16 protein-coding genes are annotated in these 19,891 nt (G+C 67.4%); 6 read left to right on the top strand and 10 right to left on the bottom strand.

What is annotated here, in order from left to right:
* The first annotated feature begins 199 nt into the window (after nt 1-199).
* Nucleotides 200-1,339, top strand: a complete 1,140-nt coding sequence (locus tag J1C47_RS13080) for a site-specific DNA-methyltransferase (protein WP_207351219.1) — start codon at nt 200-202, stop codon at nt 1,337-1,339.
* Nucleotides 1,340-1,582: 243 nt separating this feature from the next.
* Here the strand turns inward: J1C47_RS13080 and J1C47_RS13075 are convergent, their stop codons facing one another.
* The 4 genes from J1C47_RS13075 to pimC form a co-directional block, all read right to left on the bottom strand.
* Nucleotides 1,583-4,705 (bottom strand): efflux RND transporter permease subunit, encoded by a 3,123-nt coding sequence (locus J1C47_RS13075; protein ID WP_207351218.1) that lies wholly within the window; start codon nt 4,703-4,705, stop codon nt 1,583-1,585.
* Entirely contained in the window at nt 4,702-5,883 is a 1,182-nt protein-coding gene (locus tag J1C47_RS13070; protein ID WP_207351217.1) for an efflux RND transporter periplasmic adaptor subunit, read from the bottom strand. The genes J1C47_RS13075 and J1C47_RS13070 overlap by 4 nt, the downstream gene beginning before the upstream one ends.
* Before the next feature lie 134 nt (nt 5,884-6,017).
* Nucleotides 6,018-7,166, bottom strand: coding sequence for an acyl-CoA dehydrogenase family protein (locus J1C47_RS13065; RefSeq protein WP_207351216.1), 1,149 nt, complete (start codon nt 7,164-7,166; stop codon nt 6,018-6,020).
* 302 nt (nt 7,167-7,468) lie between these two features.
* On the bottom strand, nt 7,469-8,671 hold the full coding sequence (gene pimC, locus J1C47_RS13060) for a pimeloyl-CoA dehydrogenase large subunit (RefSeq protein WP_207351215.1): 1,203 nt from the start codon (nt 8,669-8,671) through the stop codon (nt 7,469-7,471).
* A 298-nt stretch (nt 8,672-8,969) separates the two neighbouring features.
* Between pimC and J1C47_RS13055 the strand changes: the two genes are divergently transcribed.
* The 3 genes from J1C47_RS13055 to J1C47_RS13045 all read left to right on the top strand — a co-directional run bounded on the left by J1C47_RS13055 (nt 8,970) and on the right by J1C47_RS13045 (nt 11,196).
* The gene (locus J1C47_RS13055; protein WP_207351214.1) at nt 8,970-9,506 is read left to right on the top strand and encodes an SRPBCC family protein; all 537 of its coding nucleotides are present in this window, start codon (nt 8,970-8,972) and stop codon (nt 9,504-9,506) included.
* The gene (locus J1C47_RS13050; protein WP_342591978.1) at nt 9,503-10,531 is read left to right on the top strand and encodes a YVTN family beta-propeller repeat protein; all 1,029 of its coding nucleotides are present in this window, start codon (nt 9,503-9,505) and stop codon (nt 10,529-10,531) included. Before J1C47_RS13055 ends, J1C47_RS13050 begins: the two co-directional genes overlap by 4 nt.
* Nucleotides 10,532-10,659: 128 nt before the next feature.
* The gene (locus tag J1C47_RS13045) at nt 10,660-11,196 is read left to right on the top strand and encodes a hypothetical protein (RefSeq protein ID WP_207351213.1); all 537 of its coding nucleotides are present in this window, start codon (nt 10,660-10,662) and stop codon (nt 11,194-11,196) included.
* A gap of 145 nt (nt 11,197-11,341) precedes the next feature.
* On the opposite strand, the gene J1C47_RS13040 is transcribed toward J1C47_RS13045, so the two are convergent.
* From J1C47_RS13040 to J1C47_RS13020, 5 genes are all read right to left on the bottom strand, one after another.
* Entirely contained in the window at nt 11,342-12,523 is a 1,182-nt protein-coding gene (locus J1C47_RS13040; protein WP_207351212.1) for a KpsE/RkpR family capsule polysaccharide export protein, read from the bottom strand.
* A gap of 340 nt (nt 12,524-12,863) precedes the next feature.
* Nucleotides 12,864-14,192, bottom strand: coding sequence for a glycosyltransferase family 4 protein (locus J1C47_RS13035; RefSeq protein ID WP_207351211.1), 1,329 nt, complete (start codon nt 14,190-14,192; stop codon nt 12,864-12,866).
* A gap of 169 nt (nt 14,193-14,361) precedes the next feature.
* Nucleotides 14,362-15,675, bottom strand: a complete 1,314-nt coding sequence (locus J1C47_RS13030; RefSeq protein ID WP_207351210.1) for a glycosyltransferase family 4 protein — start codon at nt 15,673-15,675, stop codon at nt 14,362-14,364.
* A gap of 99 nt (nt 15,676-15,774) precedes the next feature.
* A complete protein-coding gene (locus J1C47_RS13025; protein WP_207351209.1) occupies nt 15,775-16,545 on the bottom strand; it encodes an ABC transporter ATP-binding protein in 771 nt (256 codons plus the stop codon).
* Between the two features lie 47 nt (nt 16,546-16,592).
* Nucleotides 16,593-17,951, bottom strand: a complete 1,359-nt coding sequence (locus J1C47_RS13020) for a KpsE/RkpR family capsule polysaccharide export protein (protein ID WP_207351208.1) — start codon at nt 17,949-17,951, stop codon at nt 16,593-16,595.
* A 33-nt stretch (nt 17,952-17,984) separates the two neighbouring features.
* Between J1C47_RS13020 and J1C47_RS13015 the strand changes: the two genes are divergently transcribed.
* Nucleotides 17,985-18,311, top strand: coding sequence for a hypothetical protein (locus tag J1C47_RS13015; RefSeq protein ID WP_207351207.1), 327 nt, complete (start codon nt 17,985-17,987; stop codon nt 18,309-18,311).
* 13 nt (nt 18,312-18,324) lie between these two features.
* On the opposite strand, the gene J1C47_RS13010 is transcribed toward J1C47_RS13015, so the two are convergent.
* Nucleotides 18,325-19,179 (bottom strand): ABC transporter permease, encoded by an 855-nt coding sequence (locus J1C47_RS13010; protein ID WP_207351206.1) that lies wholly within the window; start codon nt 19,177-19,179, stop codon nt 18,325-18,327.
* Nucleotides 19,180-19,646: 467 nt separating this feature from the next.
* Here J1C47_RS13010 and J1C47_RS13005 point away from each other — a divergent pair.
* The coding region (locus tag J1C47_RS13005) for a hypothetical protein (RefSeq protein WP_207351205.1) at nt 19,647-19,891 on the top strand (245 nt) is incomplete at its 3' end.

Genomic DNA, 19,891 nt, shown 5'->3' with positions numbered 1-19,891 from the left:
GGGTTAGCATGGCGGGATGATGCGGCAAACTGCCATCGGGCCTGCGCGAGGCCCGGGGATGCGCGGTCCGCCCGCGTCGTCCCGCCAAAGCTGCGGCCTTGGCGCCGCCGGTCGACATGTTCTGCAGACTTTATCGATTGTTTACGCTGTTCGGTAACCATGGCGGTCATCCGAGTGTTCCTGTGTTTCCGGTATCGCCATGGCTCCTCTCCGCTCCGCCCGTCTCAAAACCCCGCCGCCGCCGGCTCCCGACTTCCGGGACCGGATCCTGACGGGGCACTGCGTTGCGCAGATGGAGGCGCTGCCGGCGAAGTCGGTCGACGTCGTCTTCGCCGATCCTCCCTACAACCTCCAGCTTGCCGGTGACCTGCATCGTCCGGACCAGTCGCGGGTCGACGCCGTCGACGACGCCTGGGATCAGTTCGAGAGCTTCCAGGCCTACGACGCCTTCACCCGCGCCTGGCTGCTCGCCGCGCGCCGGGTGCTCAAGCCGAACGGCACGATCTGGGTGATCGGGTCCTATCACAACATCTTCCGGGTCGGCGCGATCCTGCAGGACATCGGCTACTGGATCCTCAACGACATCGTCTGGCGCAAGTCCAACCCGATGCCGAACTTCCGCGGGCGGCGCTTCCAGAACGCCCACGAGACGCTGATCTGGGCCTCCCGCGACCAGGACGCCAAGGGCTACACGTTCAACTACGACAGCCTCAAGGCGGCCAACGACGACGTGCAGATGCGCTCCGACTGGCTGTTCCCGATCTGCACCGGCGGCGAGCGGCTGAAGGACGACGGCGGCCAGAAGCTGCACCCGACCCAGAAGCCCGAGGCGCTGCTCGCCCGGCTGCTGCTCGCCTCGACGAAGCCCGGCGACGTCGTGCTCGACCCGTTCTTCGGCACCGGGACCACCGGCGCCGTGGCCAGGCGCCTCGGCCGGCACTTCGTCGGCATCGAGCGCGACGCGGCCTATGTCGAGGCGGCCGAGAAGCGGATCGCCGCCGTCGAGCCGCTGGCCGGCGAAAGCCTCGAGATCGTCGCCGGCAAGCGCGCCGAGCCGCGCATTCCGTTCGCCACCCTGCTGGAAGCCGGGCTGATCGAGCCGGGAACGCAGCTCACCGACGCCGGCCGCCGCCACGTCGCCCATGTGCGCGCCGACGGCACGGTCTCGGTCGCCGGCGAGGCTGCCTCGATCCATCGCGTCGGGGCGCGGGTCCAGGGGCTGTCGGCCTGTAACGGCTGGACCTTCTGGCACGTCGAGGCCGAAGGAGAACTGAAGCCGATCGACGAACTGCGCCGGCTGGTCCGCGAGCGCATGGCGCTGCGCCACGTCGGCGGATGAGACGAGATCCGCTCGATCACAGCGGGGCTCGTATCAAGCCCGCGCGGCGAATGAGCGTCTTTTCCGGCATCACGAAGTGATCTGCCGGAAACCGTATGAGACCAGGAGGCGCTGGAAGCGACTCTCGGTTCCGGATCCAAGCCTCTGGCGTCGCATTGAAAATCCGGATGTGTTCAACGGGCGGACGCGTCGGCGTCTTCGCCCGCTGGCAAAGACCTGTGAACCGGGTCGCGCCGGCGCGGCCTATTCGGCCGGCGCTGCCGCCCCGGCGCCGCCCGACGGGGTCCGGTCGTCCGTCGGCAGGAGCCTGCCGAGCCAGCGGCCGAGGACCCGCTCGAGATCGTCGACGATCGTGTAGACCACCGGCACATAGACGAGGCTGAGCAGCGTCGAGGAGACGAGGCCGCCGATCACCGCGATCGCCATCGGCGCGCGCGTCTCGGCGTCGGCGCCGAAGCCGAGGGCGAGCGGCGCCATGCCGGCGCCCATGGCGATCGACGTCATGACGATCGGCCGGGCGCGCTTTTGCGCCGCTTCCATCAGTGCCTCGAAGCGCGAGGTTCCTTCCCGCCGTGCGACGATGGCGTATTCGACGAGCAGGATCGAGTTCTTGGCGGCGATGCCCATCAGCAGCAGGACGCCGATCAGCACCGAGATCGCCACCGCCGAGCCGGTCAGCCACAGGAAGCCGAAGGCACCGCCGATCGACAGCGGCAGCGCGGTCAGGATGGTGATCGGCTGCAGGAACGAGTTGAAGAGCAGCGCCAGCGTCGCGAACATCAACAGGACGCCGGTGATCATCGCCATCTCGAAGCCGGAAAACATCTCGTTCATCCGCTTGGCGTCGCCTTGCGCCTTCTCGTGGATGCCGGCCGGCAGGTCGCGCATCGCGGGCAGGGCCTTGACCGCCTTCTCCGCCTCGCCCAGCGTGATGCCGGAAAGCTCCGCCTCGACGCTCGCGGTGCGCTCGCCGTCGTAATGGGTGATGGTCGTCGGGCCGGCGCCGAAGCCGAAATCCGCGATCGAGCCGAGAGGAACGGAGGCGGACGTTCCGGCGATCTTCAACGCCTTGATCCGGTCGAGGTCGCCCCGCGCGTCGTCGCTCAGCGTCGGGACGACGTAGACCTGCCGGTCGCCGAGGCTGTATTTCGCCAGCGACGCCTCGTCGGCGCCGATGGTGGCGACCGACAGGAGCGTCGCGACGTCGCTCGCCGTGATGCCGAACGCGGCCATGCGCTGCTTGTCGGGCGTCACGACGAGTTCCGGCTTGGCCGCCGCGGCGTCGGAGATCGGATTGAGCAGGCCCGGCACGTCGCGCATTTCGGCGGCGAGCGCGTTCGCCGTCTCGGCGAGCTTCTTGCCGTCCGCGCCGGCGAGGGTGATCTTGACCTTCGCGCCGGACTGGTCGTCGGCGCCGAACTGGATCCGCGCGCCCGGAATGTCGTCGAAGGCCCCGGAGAGGCGCTTTTCGAACGCCTGCTGGCTGACGGACCGTGCGTCGCGGTCGACGAGATTGGCCGTCACCGTCGCCGAATTGACGCTCGCCGTGGTGTTGCGCTGCGGGCCGCCTCCGCCCTCGCTCGCCGTGCCGATCGAGGCGAAGACGCTTTCGACCTCCGGCTGCTTTTCGAGGACGGCGCTGACCCTCTTCACCACCGCGTCGGTCTCTTCCAGCCTCGAACCGGGCACGAGCTCGACCGCGACGAGGGAGCGCCCGCGGTCGGACGAGGGCATGAACTCGGTCGGCAGGCCGAGCGCGACATAGACCGATCCGGCGAAGAAGGCGACGCCGATGAGCGCCGTCAGCCAGCGGAACCGCAGCGCCTGGCGCAGGAGCGCGAGATAGGCCGGCACCCAGCGCGGCGTGTCCTCTTCCGTCGAGCCATGGCCGGCCTTGACGAGATAGGCCCCCATCAGCGGCGTCAGCAGCCGCGCAACGACCAGCGAGAAGCCGACCGAGACGCAGACGGCGATGGCGAAGGAGACGAACATCTTGCCCGGGATGCCGGGCATGAAGCCGACGGGAAGGAACACCGCGACGATCGTCGCGGTGGTGGCGACGACGGCGAGGCCGATCTCGTCGGCCGCCTCGATCGCCGCCTCGTAGGCGCTCCTGCCGCTCTGGCGCATGTGCCGGACGATGTTCTCGATCTCGACGATGGCGTCGTCGACGAGGATGCCGACGACCAGCGACAAGGCGAGCAGCGTGATGTTGTTGAGCGAAAGGTCGAGCCACTCCATCACGAAGAAGGTCGGGACGAGCGACATCGGCAGGGCGGTCGCGGCGACGATGGTGGCGCGGACGTCCCTGAGGAAGAGGAAGACCACGGCGACGGCGAGCAGCGCCCCGAGCCAGAGCGCTTCGATGGCGGCGTCGTAGCTTTCCTGGACGAAGTCCGACGAGGACGTGACCTCGGTGAAGCTCACCTTCGGGTCGGCGGCGTCCATCGCCTGGACTGCGGCGCGCGCCGCCTTGGTGACGCCGATCTGGCTCGAGCCCTTGGCGCTGTAGACCTCGAAGGAAACGACCTCCTTGCCGTTCAGCCGGGCCCTGCTGCGCGGCTCTTCCCAGCCGTCGACGACCTGGCCGAGATCGGACAGCCGCACCGACTTGCCCGAGCCGACGGTGATCGGCGTTGCCGCGAGCTCGGCGATCGAGCCGGCGCTGCCGAGCGTGCGAACCGACTGTTCGGTGCCGCCGATGACGGTTCGCCCGCCCGCCTGATCGAGATTCTGGGCCGCGAGCGCCTTGGTGACGGCGGCGACCGTCGTGCCGTAGGCGTCGATGCGCGCCGGGTCGAGCTTGACGAGGATCGCCCGGTCGACGCCGCCGGAGCGCTCGATCTTCGAGACGCCTTCGACGCCGAGGAGTGCCTTGGAGACGTCCTCGTCGACATACCAGGAGAGTTCGTCCGGCTTCATGCCGGGCGCGTCGACCACATAGGTCAGGATGGCGTTATCGCCGGCCTCGACGCGCGAGACGACCGGCGTTTCCGCCGCGTCCGGGAGCTGGCTCTGGATGTCGTCGACGGCATTCTGGACGTCGTCGGTCGCCTCGATGAGGTCGGTGCCGAGCTTGAACTCGATTGACGTGACCGAGGAGCCCTCGCTGATCGTCGAGGAGACGCTCTCGACGTTGGAGATCGTCGCGACGGAATTCTCGACGAGGTCGGTCACCTGGGTCTCGAGTTCCGTCGGCGCGGCGCCGGTCTCGGCGACCGTCACCTTGACCATCGGGAAGTCGATGTCCGGCATGTTGTTGACGCGCAGCTGGGTGAACCCCCAGGCACCGCAGATCGCTAGGGCGAGGAACAGGACGATGGTCGGCAGCGGGTGGCGGATCGCCCAGGCGGAGACGTTCTTCACTGGCCGCCCTCCTTCTGGCCGGTCGCTTCCGCCGACGCCTGCTCGGTGACCAGCCGGACCCTGTTGCCGTCCTGCAGGAAGCCGGCGCCGCTCGTCACCACCCGGTCGCCGGCGGCAAGGTCGCCGGCGACGGCGACGCGGCCGTCGCTGCGCGCGCCGACCGCCACCGGAATCGCGGCGACGGTATCGTCGGCGCCGACCCGGAACACCGCGGTCTTGCCCTCCTGCCAGGTCAGCGCCCGGTCGGCGACGGTCAGGCTGTCGGCACCGCCCGCCTCGATCTTCGCCGTGACGAACATGCCGGCCCTGAGGCCCGACCCGTCGGGAAGCGGGACGACGGCAAGGGCGAGATGGGTGTCGGAATCGACCACTTCGTCGAGCGAGGCGAGCTTCGCTGCGATGGTGCGGCCGTCGGGGGCGGTGATCTCGGCGCTCGCGCCCGCTTCGAGGCTCGAAACGGCCGCTTCGGGCACGTCGACCCGCGCCTCGAGCGCGCCGTCCTCCTGGATGCGGGCGATCTCGGTCGATGCCTGGACGATGATGCCCGGCACGGAAGGCCGGGCGGAGACGACGCCGGCGAAGGGGGCGCGGATCTCGGTCCGTGCGAGCTGCACCTCCAGCGTCTTTCTGGCCGCCTCGGCCTCGGCGAGTGCGGCTTTCGCGGTGGCGACGCTGGTGGCGTTGCTCTCGGCGGTCTCCCGCGAGACGGTGCCGGACTTCATCAGCCGCTGGCTGCGGTCGCTGGTCGAGACCGCGTTGGCGAGCGTCGCCTCGGCGCTGTCGATCGCGGCGTCCTGTTCGGCGATCTGAGCCTTCAGGAGCGAGCCGTCGAGCCGCGCGATCACCTGCCCCTTCTCGACGCGGTCGCCCTGTGCCACGAGGACGTCGGTGAGAGCGAGGCCGGTCGCCTCCGCCCCGATGGTGACCTCGCGATGCGCCGCGACGACGCCGTTGCCGACGATCGTCCGGCCGATCGTGTCATGGCGGACCGTGTCGGTGGTGACCGTCAGGCTCGCCGGCTGGTCCGAAGCCGCGTCGGGCGCGGCGGCGGAGGCCGCGCTCGCGGCATCCTCGCTGCCGGTATGCCGCTCGGGCATGCGGATCGCCCCGGCGACGACGAGGCAGGCCGTCAGGACGAGGACGCAGGTCGGTTTCCATCGGATGGCGGGAAGCTTCATCGGCGGACGCACGCGGGAATTGAGGTCTGGGACACTCCCAGAAATACGTCGCCGGCGGGCGCGCTTCCATTCGTCGCCGGTATCGATATGTAACGAATGGTGTCAGCCGGGCCCGAAAGGCCGGCCGAACCACCTCACCGGTCGTCGAGGCCGCCTTCAGCCGCCACGATCTGCTGGTGGTGATCGGCATCGCCGAAGGAAAGGTCGATCATCGCCTGGCGCTTGAAGTGGTGGGCGATCTCGTACTCCATGGTCACGCCCACCCCGCCGTGAAGCTGGACCGCGGTCTGGGCGATGAAGCGGCCGGAACGGCCGATCTGGACCTTCGCCGCGGCCATGGCGGTCCGGCGCGCGCCCTCGTCGCTCTCGGCCGCGTTCATCGCCGCGAAGATCGCCATCGAGCGGGCCTGTTCGAGCGCGATGTACATCTCGGCCGCCTTGTGCTGCAGCACCTGGAAGGCGGCGATCGGCACGCCGAACTGCTTGCGTTCCTTGATGTAGGCGACGGTCAGTTCGACCATCCGCTCCATCGACCCGACCGCCTCGGCGCAGAGCGCCGCGATCGCCTCGGCCTCGATCCGGGCGATCGTCGCCGCGGCCGCACCGGGCTCGCCGAGCACCGCTTCCTTCGGGACGCGGACGTCGGCGAAGGAAAGTTCGGCGGCGCGCATCCCGTCCTGGGTCGGAAAGCCGCGCCGCGACAGCCCCTCGGCGTCGGCCGGCACGAGGAACAGGCCGAGGCCTTCCGCTTCGCCGGCCTCCCCCGCCGTCCGGGCGGCGACGACGAAACCCGTCGCCGTGTCGCCGTGCAGCACCAGCGTCTTTTCCCCCGACAGGCGGAAACCGTCGTCCTCCGGGGTCGCCCGCATGGCAATCTGGGAGAGATCGTAGCGTGTCCCGCGCTCGGCGAAGGCGAAGGCGAGGCGGCTGGATCCATCGACGATGCCCGGCAGCCATTCGGCCCGCTGTTCTGGCGAACCGGCATGGCGCAGGGCGGCGCCCGCCATCACCACCGAGGCGAGATAGGGCTCGACCACGAGGGCGCGGCCGAAGGCCTCCATGACGATCATCGTCTCGACCGGCCCGGCGCCGAGGCCGCCGTCGGCCTCGTCGAAGGGGATGGCGAGAAGGCCGAGTTCGGCGAAGGATGCCCAGAGCTTTTCGGAAAAACCGGCCGCCTCGGCCCGATGCTTCTCGCGCGCCTCGAAGCCGTATTCGGTGCGCAGCAGCCGCGTCACCGAGTCCTTGATGAGGCGCTGTTCCTCGGAGAGATCGAAATCCATGTGGTTCCTCCCGGAAATTGCCGTCGATGGCGGGCCGCCTTGCTGCGGCAACGACGTCGACATGATGTTCTGATCAGGCGGTGCCGAGGCACCCCCCTCTGCCTGCCGGCATCTCCCGCGCAAGGGGGGAGATCGGCGGCTTCGTCGTCGTCGCCTCACTTCCAGCGTTTATGCGGTTTCGGGCGTCTGAGATTGGCGTAGCCCTCTGCGCAGGATCGATCTCCCTCCTTGTGGGGGAGATGTCCGGCAGGACAGAGGGGGGTATGCATGCGCCAACGCCAGCCAGAAGACTCAGCGCCCCCTCACAGCCCCAGGATCGCCTTGGCGATGATGTTCTTCTGGATCTCGTTGGAGCCGCCGTAGATCGACACCTTGCGCGTGTTGAAATAGTTCGGCGCGATCGGCGCGGCGTAGTCCGGCCCGACGGGCGGCTCGTTGCGTCCTTCGATCTCCTCGGCCTCGAAGGGCAGGGCGAAGGGGCCGATCGCCTCCATCAGAAGCTCGGTCGCCGCCTGCTGCAGCTCAGTGCCCTTGATCTTGAGGATAGAGGATGCCGGGTCCGGCTTGCCGTGGCCGCGCCGCGCTTCCGCCGAGACGACGCGCAGCTGCGTCATCTCCAGCGCCTTCAGCTCGATCTCGACGGCCGCCACCTTCTCGCGGAAGCGCGGATCGTCCCAGACGGTGCCGGCGCCGGACGGTTCCGCCCTGGCGATCTCCTTCAGCCGGCGGATGCGTTCCTTGGTGGCGCCGACGCCGGCGATCCCCGTGCGCTCGTTGCCGAGCAGGAACTTCGCATAGTCCCATCCGCGGTTCTCCTCGCCGACGAGGTTTTCCGCCGGCACCCTGACGTCGTCGAAGAACACCTCGTTGACCTCGTGGCCGCCCTCGATGGTGCGGATCGGCCGCACGGTGATTCCGGGCGTCGTCATGTCGATCAGGAGGAAGGAAATGCCCATCTGCTTTTTCGGCGCCGCCGGGTCGGTGCGCACCAGGCAGAAGATCCAGTCGGCATGCTGGGCGAGGGTGGTCCAGGTCTTCTGGCCGTTGACGACATAGGTCTCGCCGTCCTTCACCGCTTTGGTCGTGAGGCCGGCGAGGTCGGAGCCGGCGCCCGGCTCGGAAAAGCCCTGGCACCACCAGTCGTCGAGATTGGCGATGCGCGGCAGGAAGCGCTTCTTCTGGTCGTCGGAGCCGAAGGTGTAGATCACCGGCCCGACCATCGAATGGCCGAAGGGCAGCATCTGCGGTGCCGGCGCGCGCTGCATCTCGTCGAGAAAGATGTACTGGCGGATCGGATCCCAGCCGGTGCCGCCGTGTTCGACCGGCCAGTGCGGGACCGACCAGCCCTTTGCGTTCAGGATGCGCGTCCAGCGCTGCAGCTGGTCCTTCGTCACATGGCGGCCGGCGCGCAGCGTTTCCTTTGCGTCCCTCGGCACGTTCTCGGCGATGAAGGCGCGGACCTCCGCGCGGAACGCCGTCTCTTCGGCTGAAAAGGTCAGGTCCATGTCTCGTCCTCCCGGTCGTCGCCCGCGTCGCCCCGATGCGAATGCCGCCCGATGCAATGCGGAACGGGCGGGCGTGCTAGGGCGCGATGCGACGCGAAACGGCATCGCCGCTTCGCCGCGATTCTAGCATAATTGACGCGAACGTAAGAGTAAATCGATGCGGCCGTCCCGGCAGAGCTGCAGGCGCATCGGGCCGGCGCCGGCCGGCGCGATGCCCCTTTCCCTCGCCGGGCCTTGTGACTAGGGTCACGCCGGCCGATGGTTCGGGTGGGCACCGAATCGAAAGAGGAGTCTGGCCGTGTTCAGAGCTTTCGCCGCGCTGGTCGTGGCGCTTTTCGTCCTGCCGGGCATCGCCGCGGCGCATGGTCCGACCCGCCAGAAGGCGAGCGACACGATCACCATCGATGCGGCCCCCGAGAAGGTCTGGGCGGCGATCGAGAATTTCGGCGACATGTCCTGGCATCCGCGGATCGCCATGACCGACGCCAGCAAGGGCAACGAGAAGGGGTCGGTGCGCACGCTCGGCTTCAAGTCCGGCGGGATGATGGAGGAGGAACTCTCCAAATACGACGCCGACAAGATGAGCTATTCCACCTTCATCGGCCATGTGAACACCGACCTCCTGCCGGCGACGAACTACTCCTCGACCATCACCGTCAAGCCCGCAGACGGCGGGGCGAAGTCCGAGGTGACCTGGCGCGCCGCCTTCTATCGCGGCTATCCGAACAACGACCCGCCGGCCGAGCTCAACGACGAAGCCTCGGTGAAGGGCGTGACCGGCTTCATCACCGAAGGCCTCGAAGGCCTGAAGAAGAAGGTCGAAGCGGGCTCGTGAGCCGGCCGATCGCTTCGCTGCGCAGACCGGCGGCTCGGCGCGTCGCGGCCGCTCTCGCCGGCGCGCTGCTGGCCGTGGCGACGGCGCAGACGCCGGCCCTGGCCGGCGATCGCGCCTATGTCACCAGCCAGGAGGCGGAGACGTTGTCGATCGTCGATCTCGACCGGATGGCGGTCGTCCGCACGATCGACATCCCCGGCAAGCCTGCCGGCATCGCGGTAAGCCGCGACGGCCGGCGCGCCTACGTCTCGCAGCCGGATTCCAAACAGGTCGCCATCGTCGACACGCAGGCCGGCCGGCTGATCGCGGAGGTCGATGTCGGCGGCGGGCCGCTCGGCATCGCCGTCCACCCGTCCGGCGCGCCGGTCTACGTCGCCGACTGGTATTCCCATTCGCTGCTGCTCGTCGATCCGGAAAGGCGTGCCGTGACCGGCCGCTTCGAGACCGGCAAGTCGCCCTCAGGCGTCGTCGTCTCCGCCGATGGGGAAGTGGTCGTCACCGCCGACCGCGATTCCGATCAGCTGTCATTCTTCGCGGCGCGGAGCGGGGCGGTGATCGCCCGCGTCGGCGTCGGGGAGCGGCCGTTCGGCGTGTCGTTCTCGCCGGACGGAAAACGGGTCTATGCCGCCAATGTCGGCTCGGATTCGGTCAGCGTCGTCGATGCCGAGAGCCATGTCGTCCTGCGCACCGTCCCGGTCGGCTCCCACCCCTACGATGCGGTGGAGACGATGGGGAAGGTCTTCGTCACCGACCAGTATGGCGGGAGCGTCACGGTCTTCGATCCGGCGAATGGCGAGCGGCTCGGCCAACTCGACTGCTGCGACTATCCCGAGGGGATCGCCGCCGGCAGCGACGGGACCAGCGTCTATGTCGCGAACTGGTTCGCCAACACGCTGGTCAGGCTCGATGCGGCCGGCCTTGAGGAGACCGGCAGCGTCGACGTTCCGGACGGGCCGCGCGCCTTCGGCAGCTTCGTCGGGCCGGCGCCGGCGACGGCGGACGAGGCGGGCGCTCGAAAGAAGTGACCGCGCGGTCAAGATCGGGAACCTTTCCCGCGGCGCTTTGCGGGAAAACGGCGCCCGACGCCATTTGCGACGGAAATCATGGGAGGCGGGATTGCGCCGGCTGGCGGCCCGCTTCGGGAGGAAGCCAGATGACGAGGATCTTCAATCGACGCTTGGCGCTCGCGGCGCTCGCGCTTTTCGTGCCGTTCGCCGTTGCGGGGGCGGGAGCGGGCAGCGCCCAGACCGCGACGGGCCCGGCCGTTTCCGGCGGGCAGGCGGTGACGCCGGGGTCTGCCGCGGTTCCCGGCGCGGGCGCCGGAGCCCAGAAGTTCACGGGCACGATGAGCGGCGGGAACGCCGGGGCGACGGCAGTGCCCGTCGGGCCGGACATGGCGCCGTCGTCGACGCGGGCCGACTATCCGACGCCGACGATCGCCGATTACGTCTTCGCCTGCATGGCCACCAACGGCAACACGCAGACGGCGCTGAACCAGTGTTCCTGCTCCTTCGACGTCGTCGCCTCGCTGATACCCTACAGCCGCTACGTCGAAGCCTCGACGTGGCTGTCGATGCGCCAGGTCTCGGGCGAGAACGGCAGCCTGTTTCGCAGCGCTGCCGAGGGCAAGGCGGCGATCGACGACCTGCGCCGTGCGCAGGCCGAGGCGGAGATCCGCTGCTTCGAATGATCCGCTTCGGACAGGCATGGGGCGGCGGTCGCCCGGATGCCGCTGCCCGGCCTGTTTGGACGGACGCGGCAGCGGCCCGGCGGGGCCCGCCTCGCGGCGATGCGATACGCGTCGCAAGCGTTGTGCGGCCGCGCCGGCGGGCTCGTCAGGTGTTGTTCTTGTTCAGATGTTCGCGTCCGCCGATCATCAGCATCCAGGCGACGACGAACAGCATCAGCGACACCACCAGCACCGAGACGATGATGCGCAGCCGGTTCGGCTCGGTCTCCTCGTCGGGCAGGTTCGGCTGCACGATGGTTTCGATGTAGATGCGCTGGCGCTTCGCCTCGAGCCGCGCCTGATCGATGGCCCGCGAGGCGATCGACAGCGCCTGGTCGGCGATCTGCTTGCGCAGCGACAGGTTCTCGAAATTCGAGATCTGGTTCGACAGAGAGTCGCCGCTGCCGGTCAGCTTGGCGTTTTCCTTGGTGATCTGATCTTCGATCACCATGGCTTTGGTTCTCAGCGACGGCAGTCCCGGGTTGGAGGGCGAGACCCGCTCCTGCTGCTCGATCTCGGCGCGGGTGTGGGCGAGTTCGGTGGTCAGGCCGGCGATGACGTTTGCCGTCGGCGCCGCACCGGCCTTGATGTCCAGCATCTTCTGTTCGTTGCGGAATTCGGTGAGGTTCTTGTCCGCCTCCATGACCCGCGCCTCGGCCTGGGCCATGAATTCGGTGGCATTGGACAGCGCGTCGTTCTCGGCCCGCCGGTTCATGCGGTTGGCGAGCGCCTCGCCGAGACCGATGAGCGTTTCCGCGACCTTCTTGGAATCTTCCGGCGTGTAGAGCGACACCGTCACCATGCTGATGCCGGTCGTCTCCTCGCGGATCGCGCTCACCCGCGAGAGATAGCACTGGTATAGGCTTTCGAAGTCGTGGTCCTCCCAGGGCCAGTAGCACCGCGAGATCAGGTCGATGCCTTTCGGATCGAGCATCTCCTCCATCGGCAGCGTCTTCATCAATTCGTGAAGAACGTCGCGCGACTGCATGTAGCTCTGCACCGCGTAGCTGTCGTCGTCGGAACGGCTGATGCCGAATGTCTTGAGGATGGAGGAGAAGCCGCTGACGTCCTGCGACGACGCGCTGCGCACCAGATAGCGGCTTTCGGAAACGTAGCGGCCGGTCGCGACGAAGCCGTAATAGACGACGGACACGCAGAACGGCAGCACGACCATGACGTAGAACAGGGTCCGCCCGGCACTGAAGGCCTTTCGCAGCGACTTGCGCTGCGATTTCGCGCGTCCCGGAAGCCGGGCCCTCAGGTCATCGAATGTCGTCAGCGCAGACACGTGTCAGCCTCTATGCTGCAGATCGAGCCGCCGTTGCGGCCTTCGGCCACAAGGCCTTGGTCGCATCCGACCGGATCACCGGTCGCTGATTCCGCCGATTTGCTCAATCCGTCAATCCCCCGAGCAAGTCTCGACAACCCGCGGCATCGCCGCTGCAGTCCGATTGGCGACGCGAAACCGGCAGGCACTTCGGCGTTCACGGAGCCGGATCGCCCCGCTCGCTCCACGTCATGCGCCATCGGCGCAGTTGCGTTGCCAATCGGGCGAGAATACGGCCCCGGCCGCGAACTGCCGGCGCGGATCGTTCCGGCGGTGCGCTGGGGTGCATGCATCCTCTGCGTCACGCCAGCCGATCGTAGATTGCCTTCATCCGCTCCGTGAAGCGCTCCGGCGAGAACAGCGCCGCCTGGGCCGGACCGCGGTGCCGGAGTTCGGCGCGCAGGTCGGCGTCATGGTCGACGTCCCGGATCGCCCGTGCGATCGCGACCGGATCGTAGGGATCGACGAGGATGCCTGCCTCGCCGACCACCTCCGGCAGCGAACTCGTATCGGCCGAGATCACCGGGGCCCCGAGCAGCATCGCCTCCAGCGCCGGCAGGCCGAAGCCCTCGTAGAGCGAGGGAAACAGTAGCGCCCTGGCGTTCTCGATCAGCGAGAGCACCTGAGTGAAAGGCAGGTAGGAGAGGTGGATGATCCGCTCCTTGAGCGGCGAGGGCGAGCCGTCTGGCATGACCGGAGGTCGGTCGCTCACCCGGTGCAGCTTCTCGAGGATCGCGTCGAAGCCCCAGCCGAGCTTGCCGACGATGACCAGCGGCCGGTGTGAACCGGCGGCGAGATAGGCGTCGATCAGCCGTTCGAGATTCTTCTTCGGCTCGAGCGCTCCGACGAAGACGAAATACTCTTCGCGCGTCAGGCCGAAGGCATTGACCTCTCGCTCCTTCTCTTCCGCCGACCGGGCGAGGTACTCGGCCGGCAGCGACACCGCCTGGTAGGTGTTGACGACCCGGTCTTCCTCGACCGGGAAATAGTGCAGGAAGTCGCGCCGTGAGCTTTCCGAGACGGTCAGGATCCTGTCGGCGCCGGCGGCGATGGCGCTCAGCGTCTTGTGGAAGGCGCGCTTGTTGTCGAGCGTCATGTGCGGCAGGCGCAAGGGAACGAGATCGTGCACCGTGTAGAGGTTGGGACAGTCTCTGACCTCGATTGCGGCCGGATGCGTGGCGTGGAAGACCTTCGGCTGGCGCAGCGGCTTGACCGTCAGCCGGCGGCCGTAGCGCAGCAGATGCTGGTCGGCCCGCATGAACAGCATCTCGATCGCCATGCGCTTGCCGAAGCCGTGAAGGCCGGGAAACACGCTTTGGTCGGCAATCAGGTTCGTCTCGGCGACCTCCCGCGCCTCGAGCGCCATCGGCGGCACGGTGAGGTAGCGGAAGGCCCGCCTGTAGCGCTGCAGGCGGGTGATCCGCGACGACTGCCGTAGCGACATGTCGTAGAGGCGCGTCTCGTTCCAGTCGGCGCGGTCGCGGCTGAGGCGGAACTCGGTGTCGAACAGGAGGTCGAGCTCGTATCCGAGGCTGCGCAGGGTGTCCGTGAGATTGCGGGCATAGGACGCAATGCCCGTGCCGTTCCTGATGGCGAGGTTGCGGCCCTCGATCAAAACCGGTGCTGTCATGGGAGGTCCAGATTAGGAAAAAGCATTGCGGACGGGCATCGTCGGATCGGGCTAAGCCTTTTCGGCCGGCGAGACAACATGCTCCGTGCGCTGCGGCCTGCGACCGGCGGACAATCGGCCGCGCCGGGCACTTCGGTCATTTGGTGCGGCGTTCTTGCGCTTGGCGGGGTCAACGGGAAAGCGTCTCGAGCGCCGCCATGGTGCGTTCGACATGGTCGTCCCAGCCCATCGGCCTGTAGCCGGAGGCCCGGCCTGCCCATTCGGTCCTGAGATCGCTCCTTGCCATGCCGATGTCGAGGATCGCCTCGAGCCAGCCACGGCCGTCGACCGGACCGAGAAGCATCGCGCGGTCGTCGGCGATCTCGCGATGCACGGCGATGTCGGAAGCGATCACCGGCGTGCCGATCGCGAGCGCTTCGGCCACCGGCAGGCTGAAGCCCTCGACCAGCGAGGGAGCGAGCAGCGCCCGCGCGCCCTTCAGAAGCGCCGACAGGCCGAGATCGGAGAGATCGGCGACCTCGACGAGATGCGGGCCGATCTCGCGGGAGCGTTCGAGGACGTCGATGATGTTCTCGTTTTCCCATCCCCGGCGTCCGACGAGGACGAGCTTCGGCGCCGAGGCGCCCAGACGCTCGACCACGCCGCGCCAGACATTGAGGAGAAAGATCAGGTTCTTGCGTGGCTCGATGGTGCCGACGCAGACGAAATAGGGCGCCTCGGGCACCGGTGCGTCCTCCGTCCGCTCCAGCGAGAACCAGCGGTCGACCCCGAGATGCACCACCTCGGTCCGGGGGACTCGCCATCCCTGGCTGCGCATGTAGCCGGCGACGGCCGTTTCGGTCGCGGCCGAATTGACGACGATCAGTTCGCCCTTTTCGGCGACGGTCTTCAGCCGCCGATGATGCCGGTCGGCGGAGCCCGGCGAGCAGAATTCGGGATAGTCGACGGGAATGGCGTCGTGGATCAGAAAGGCCGACCGGATGTGGCTTTCGCCGAGCCAGCGAAACCGGTCCGGCTTGTCGAGCTGGGTATGCGAGGCGTGGAAGTACCGTCGGGCGGAGCTGCTGGTCTCGCGCAGCGTATGCCGCAGGAGCGAGGGCGCCGCGGCAATCCGACGAAACGGAAAGTGCAGCGTCTTGGCCACCGCCTCGCGGCGGCTCTGACGCTTCAGCCGCTTTCCGCCGGTCTGGAGGGGATCTGCGGGGGCCTCGATCGCCGCCTTGAGGCTCATGTAGAACGGATCCTCGGCGGCGTTGATCCGGTCGCGCAGCCAGCCGGCTTCGATCTTTCGAAGATGTTCGCGCATCGTGTCGACGGCGATCGCGCCGGTGGCGAGCGGCGTGGTGATCACCGGCATGACCGGGCCATAGCTTTGGTTGAGCACCAGCGCTTCGGCATAGGCGTATTCGACCCGGTCGATGCCGGTGGGGGCGCCTCGGAGCAGCCGCGACGATATCCGCGTCAGGTCCAGGAACAGCGTCATGACGTGCCTCTCGCCGAGGATTGGAAATTGCGCCGCTGGCCGGCATCACCGCTTCGGACGGTCGTTGCTGAAGGCACCGTTCAGGCGTGCCTCAGGCCGTCACAGGGAGGCGGAGAGGTCGAGGGCAAACTCGACGTCGTCGAACAGACGGCTGCGCCCCCGTTTCAGAACGAGGGCCTTGGAGCAGTATTCGAGGATCGTCTGGCGATGGTGGCTGACGAGGATCATCGCGCTCGATTCGACCTTTCCGAACAGGGCGTCGCGGCACTTCTTCTGGAACCGCTGGTCGCCGACGCCGAGAACCTCGTCGATCAGGTAGCATTCGAAGTCGACCGCCATCGACAGCGCGAAGGCAAGACGCTGCCGCATGCCCGAGGAGTAGGTCTTCACTGGATAGCGGATATACTTTCCGAGCTCGGCGAAGTCGGCCACGAAGTCGAGCGTCTCGTCGATGGACTTGCCGTAGACTCGGGCGACGAAGCGGGCATTGTCGAGACCGGACATCCCGGGATGAACGCCGCCGCCGCCGAAGGACAGCGGCCAGGACATGTTCAGGCCGCGATGGACGATGCCGCTCGTCGGCTGCTCGACGCCGCCGATTAGCTTGACGAGGGTCGACTTGCCGGCGCCGTTCTTTCCGAGAATGGCGATCTTTTCGCCCGGACCGATCTCGAAGCTGATCCCGTCGAGGACGCGGACGGTGCCTGCTTCCCCATGGTAGGATTTCACCAGATCGCGGACGATGACCGCGCGTTCGTTGGCGACGGCCGGCCCCCGCGGCTTTGGAGTGGCGACAATCCGCTCGCCCTCGAAAATGCGCGGCGGCCTCGACGCCACGGAAGCCGCGGCAGCGGCCACGGCCCTGACCATCGCTCTGCCCGGCTTTCTCGGCTTGCCGGCGGTATCCGACGAAGAGTTCACGCCGAGTGTTCCATCGTGTCCTTCCCCATCGTGCGCGCGGTCGTATAGACGGCGAAACCGATGGCGGCGACGATTGCGGTCCAGAGGATCGGACGGGGATAGGAGGGCTTCTCGGGCAGATTGGGGGCCGCGATTGTCTGAAGGTAGAGGCGGCTGGTGAATGCCTCCTCGCGGGCCTGCTCCAGGGACGCGTAAGCGTTGGTCAGGGCCTGGATCGCCAGAGTCCGTTCGAGGTCGAGATTTTGGTAGGCGGAGAGTTTCCCCGCCAGCGACGTATCGTCGCCCGCAAGTCCCTGCCGAACCTCGGCGATCTGATTTTCCAGGGCTTTGCGCTGTGCCTTCAGACTGGCGAGCCGCGGGTTCTTCGGGGCGGAGGCCGTCAGCTGGGCGATCTGAGTGTCGATGCTCGTCACCTGTTGGGTGAGCTGCGTCATCAGATCGATCTGGCCGGTCGATTGGGCGCCGGGATCGAGTATGCTTTCCGAGTTCCGGAATGCCGTCATGCGCTTCTGCACGTCGCGGACGCGGTCTTCGTTTTCGGAAACGACGGTTTCGGCGAACGAGATCGTGTCCTTCACGGCGCGGGCATTCAGCCTGTTGACGAGGTTTTCCGCCTCGTCGAGCAGGGCCTCGTTCAGCATCTTCGCGTCGGCGGCAGACGAGGCAGTAACTGCGAGCGTCGAGATGCCGGTGTCCGTATCGATGCTGACATCGACGGAATCGAGCATCGCCCTGTAGAATGTTTCGCGGGTGTTCTCGGACAAGCCCGGCAAGCCGCTGAAAAAGCTCGACGAGGTGTCCGGCATGAGGGCGGCCTTGAGCTTTTCGTCGGCGGCAAGATGTTCTGCCGCGTCGCGTGACTGAAAATACACGACGATCGCTTCGCTGGAATCGTCAGACCGTCCGAGCCCGGGAATCACCGATCCCACCGTGAGCGCCGCGCCGCCCTTGCGCAGGATGTAGCTTGCCTCGGCGGTGTAGAGGTCGGGGGCGAACGCCAACAGATACGTCCCCGCCACTAGCGTCGGCAGGACGACGCACACCAGGAACAGCCAAGGCCGCTCGCGGCCCCCGGCTGGCTTCACCGCCACCTCGTCCAGGCGTCGGATCGTCCCCGCCGCCTCGGGCGTCAGCTCCCAGGTTTCGGTTTCCGGAAGGCGGGGACGAGGCTCGGCAAGGGGCCGGGGCGCCTGATATCCGGCCGGCAAGTGCGCGGCAACTGGTGGGGCGACCGTCGGCGCCCGGCCTGCACGGTTTCCGTCCGTGGGCTCAAGTCTCGGTTCGGACCTTTTGACGTGTGTCGTCTCTGTCCGTCCCGGATGCGGCACCAAGGAGTTTTTGACGTCTGTGGACACGGGTGAACTCCTCGCGTCTGCCGGTGCCCCGCGGTGGGCGGCCTCGACGGTTCTACGGAACGGCAGAAAGTCGAGATCTTCGATCGTCCCGAGGATGCCCCCGACCTTGCGGATCGGCGCGTCGAGGACCCGACGCGCCCTTACCAACGGGCCGTGGTCGGCGGGGCGGGGGCGATCGTCAAGACGATGCGGCGGCACGGCAGTCGTCAGCGCCTCGCCTGTCCGCGCGGCCACGCCCGTTGCAGGTTCGCCGGGCATTCGATCGGCGTGCTGCCTGACATTCGTCGGTCTTTCCCCTGCCGCGAGCTGGGCGTCGGCGGAAATGTGGTGGACGCGCTGAGCCAGGCGTTCGACAAGTGACGACATCCGAATTCTAGCCCACATGAATTTTGCGTTCGCCGAACTTCAGCGCGGTGATGCCGCCAGCCCAGGCGATGATACCGGTGAGGAAAAGATACCACGGATCATAATGGAAGGTGAGGACGGGGCCGACAAAGCCGGCCCGGAACATCTCCTGAGCATTGACCATCGGCACCCAGACCAGGAAATCCTGCGCACGCTGCGGCATCCAGTCGACGAGATAGAAGGCGCCGGTCAGCGGCAGGGTGAAATACATGATTGGTTGAAGCATGCGCCCGAACGGCTTCGAGGATTGCACGAGTGCGCCGAGCAGTAGAGCGAAGCCGCCGGCAAACAGTGTCATGCCAAGCCAAGCCAATGCCATGAGCAACGGATCGTATATCAAGTTCACCACTCCGAAGATGTACAACAAAATATAACAGAACAGGAACGAGACGAAGCACCCGATGCACTCGGAGAAGATGTTTGCGAGCACCGTGTCCACCACCTTGACGTTCTGGTGGAACAAAAGCCCGGCATTTTGGCGGAGGGCACTCGTTCCACGGGATACCATGTGCCGCCACAGGGTCAGCATGGAATAGCCCGTCAGCGCGAAGGTGACGACCGACAGGCCGTGCGTGACGGCGCCTCGCATCAGCGACCAGAGCACGATGATGCCGCCTATCATGAGAACCGGCTCGCCGATCAGCCACAGGAAGCCGATGTTCTCGCGGCCGTAGCGGCCAATCATGTCGCGGATCATCAGGGCGCGGATCACCCGCCACTGCACGGCGAGGCGCGTGAAGAACAGCCGGACGACGCCTCTCTGTGGGCCGCGCGGATCGTCTGCCCGGCGCCGGTCGTCGCCTCGCTCGGTCGTCATTGTCATCGGGCGAAACCCAGAACCATCATGTCACGCTCCTGCCGCCCGGTGAAATTTCCGTGGCATCGTCTCTGCGATACCGGTTTCAGGCACCATCCTGCAAGCGCCCGGCGTTAGGCAGGTCTTGTGCCGATTTTGTGGTGATGGCCGCGCGCGATGCGCGACCCTCTGCGTTGCCACGATCATGCCGGGCGAAGATGTTGCAGAATGCCAACAGAGACTGACGATTCCTGACCTGTCAGGCGTCGCAGCCGATCTGCGTTTACCCATGCCGCTTCTCCCTGTGGCAGAACGTCGCCGGCAGCCCGGCCCGACGGGCCCCGTCGTCGCCATTGCGCGCTGCGCGTGGCGATGCACCGGGGCCGCCGGAAAGTCGGGCGCGTCGAAGCGCTTCGGCGCTTCGAGCGTGGCAGACGGGCCGGACCCCGCACGAGCTTTTCTCGGCGGGGCCGGCCGGCATGGAGTGGCATTGCATGGTATCGATGAAGGCTGTTGGCTGGGGCGCGTCGAAGACGATGTCCGGGGGCGAGGTCGTGCGCAGGAAGGCCGTGAGGGCGCGGGGCGGCTGCGCGCGGCTGGTTCTGGCGGGGCTGGCGGCGGGGCTGTTGTCCGGCTGCGCGGCGCTGCCCTCGGCGGGGCCGACGGCCGGCGCCTTCGTCGGCAATGTCGACGAGAGCGCGGTGCAGTGGCGCGACGGCTATCTGCTGGTTCCCGTCGA

It is taken from the genome of Jiella sonneratiae (assembly GCF_017353515.1).
In the GTDB taxonomy this organism is placed as follows: Bacteria; Pseudomonadota; Alphaproteobacteria; order Rhizobiales; family Rhizobiaceae; genus Jiella; species Jiella sonneratiae.
The sequence above is the reverse complement of the archived record's forward strand: the minus strand, read 5'-3'. Positions and strand labels throughout refer to the sequence as shown.

Bases quoted from the DNA above. Each gene is read 5' to 3' on its own strand.
- J1C47_RS13080 (WP_207351219.1), top strand. From the start codon at position 200: ATGGCTCCTCTCCGCTCCGCCCGTCTCAAAACCCCGCCGCCGCCGGCT.
- J1C47_RS13070 (WP_207351217.1), bottom strand. From the start codon at position 5,883: ATGAAGCTTCCCGCCATCCGATGGAAACCGACCTGCGTCCTCGTCCTG.
- J1C47_RS13065 (WP_207351216.1), bottom strand. From the start codon at position 7,166: ATGGATTTCGATCTCTCCGAGGAACAGCGCCTCATCAAGGACTCGGTG.
- pimC (WP_207351215.1), bottom strand. From the start codon at position 8,671: ATGGACCTGACCTTTTCAGCCGAAGAGACGGCGTTCCGCGCGGAGGTC.
- J1C47_RS13045 (WP_207351213.1), top strand. From the start codon at position 10,660: ATGACGAGGATCTTCAATCGACGCTTGGCGCTCGCGGCGCTCGCGCTT.
- J1C47_RS13035 (WP_207351211.1), bottom strand. From the start codon at position 14,192: ATGACAGCACCGGTTTTGATCGAGGGCCGCAACCTCGCCATCAGGAAC.
- J1C47_RS13030 (WP_207351210.1), bottom strand. From the start codon at position 15,675: ATGACGCTGTTCCTGGACCTGACGCGGATATCGTCGCGGCTGCTCCGA.
- J1C47_RS13025 (WP_207351209.1), bottom strand. From the start codon at position 16,545: ATGGTCAGGGCCGTGGCCGCTGCCGCGGCTTCCGTGGCGTCGAGGCCG.
- J1C47_RS13010 (WP_207351206.1), bottom strand. From the start codon at position 19,179: ATGACAATGACGACCGAGCGAGGCGACGACCGGCGCCGGGCAGACGAT.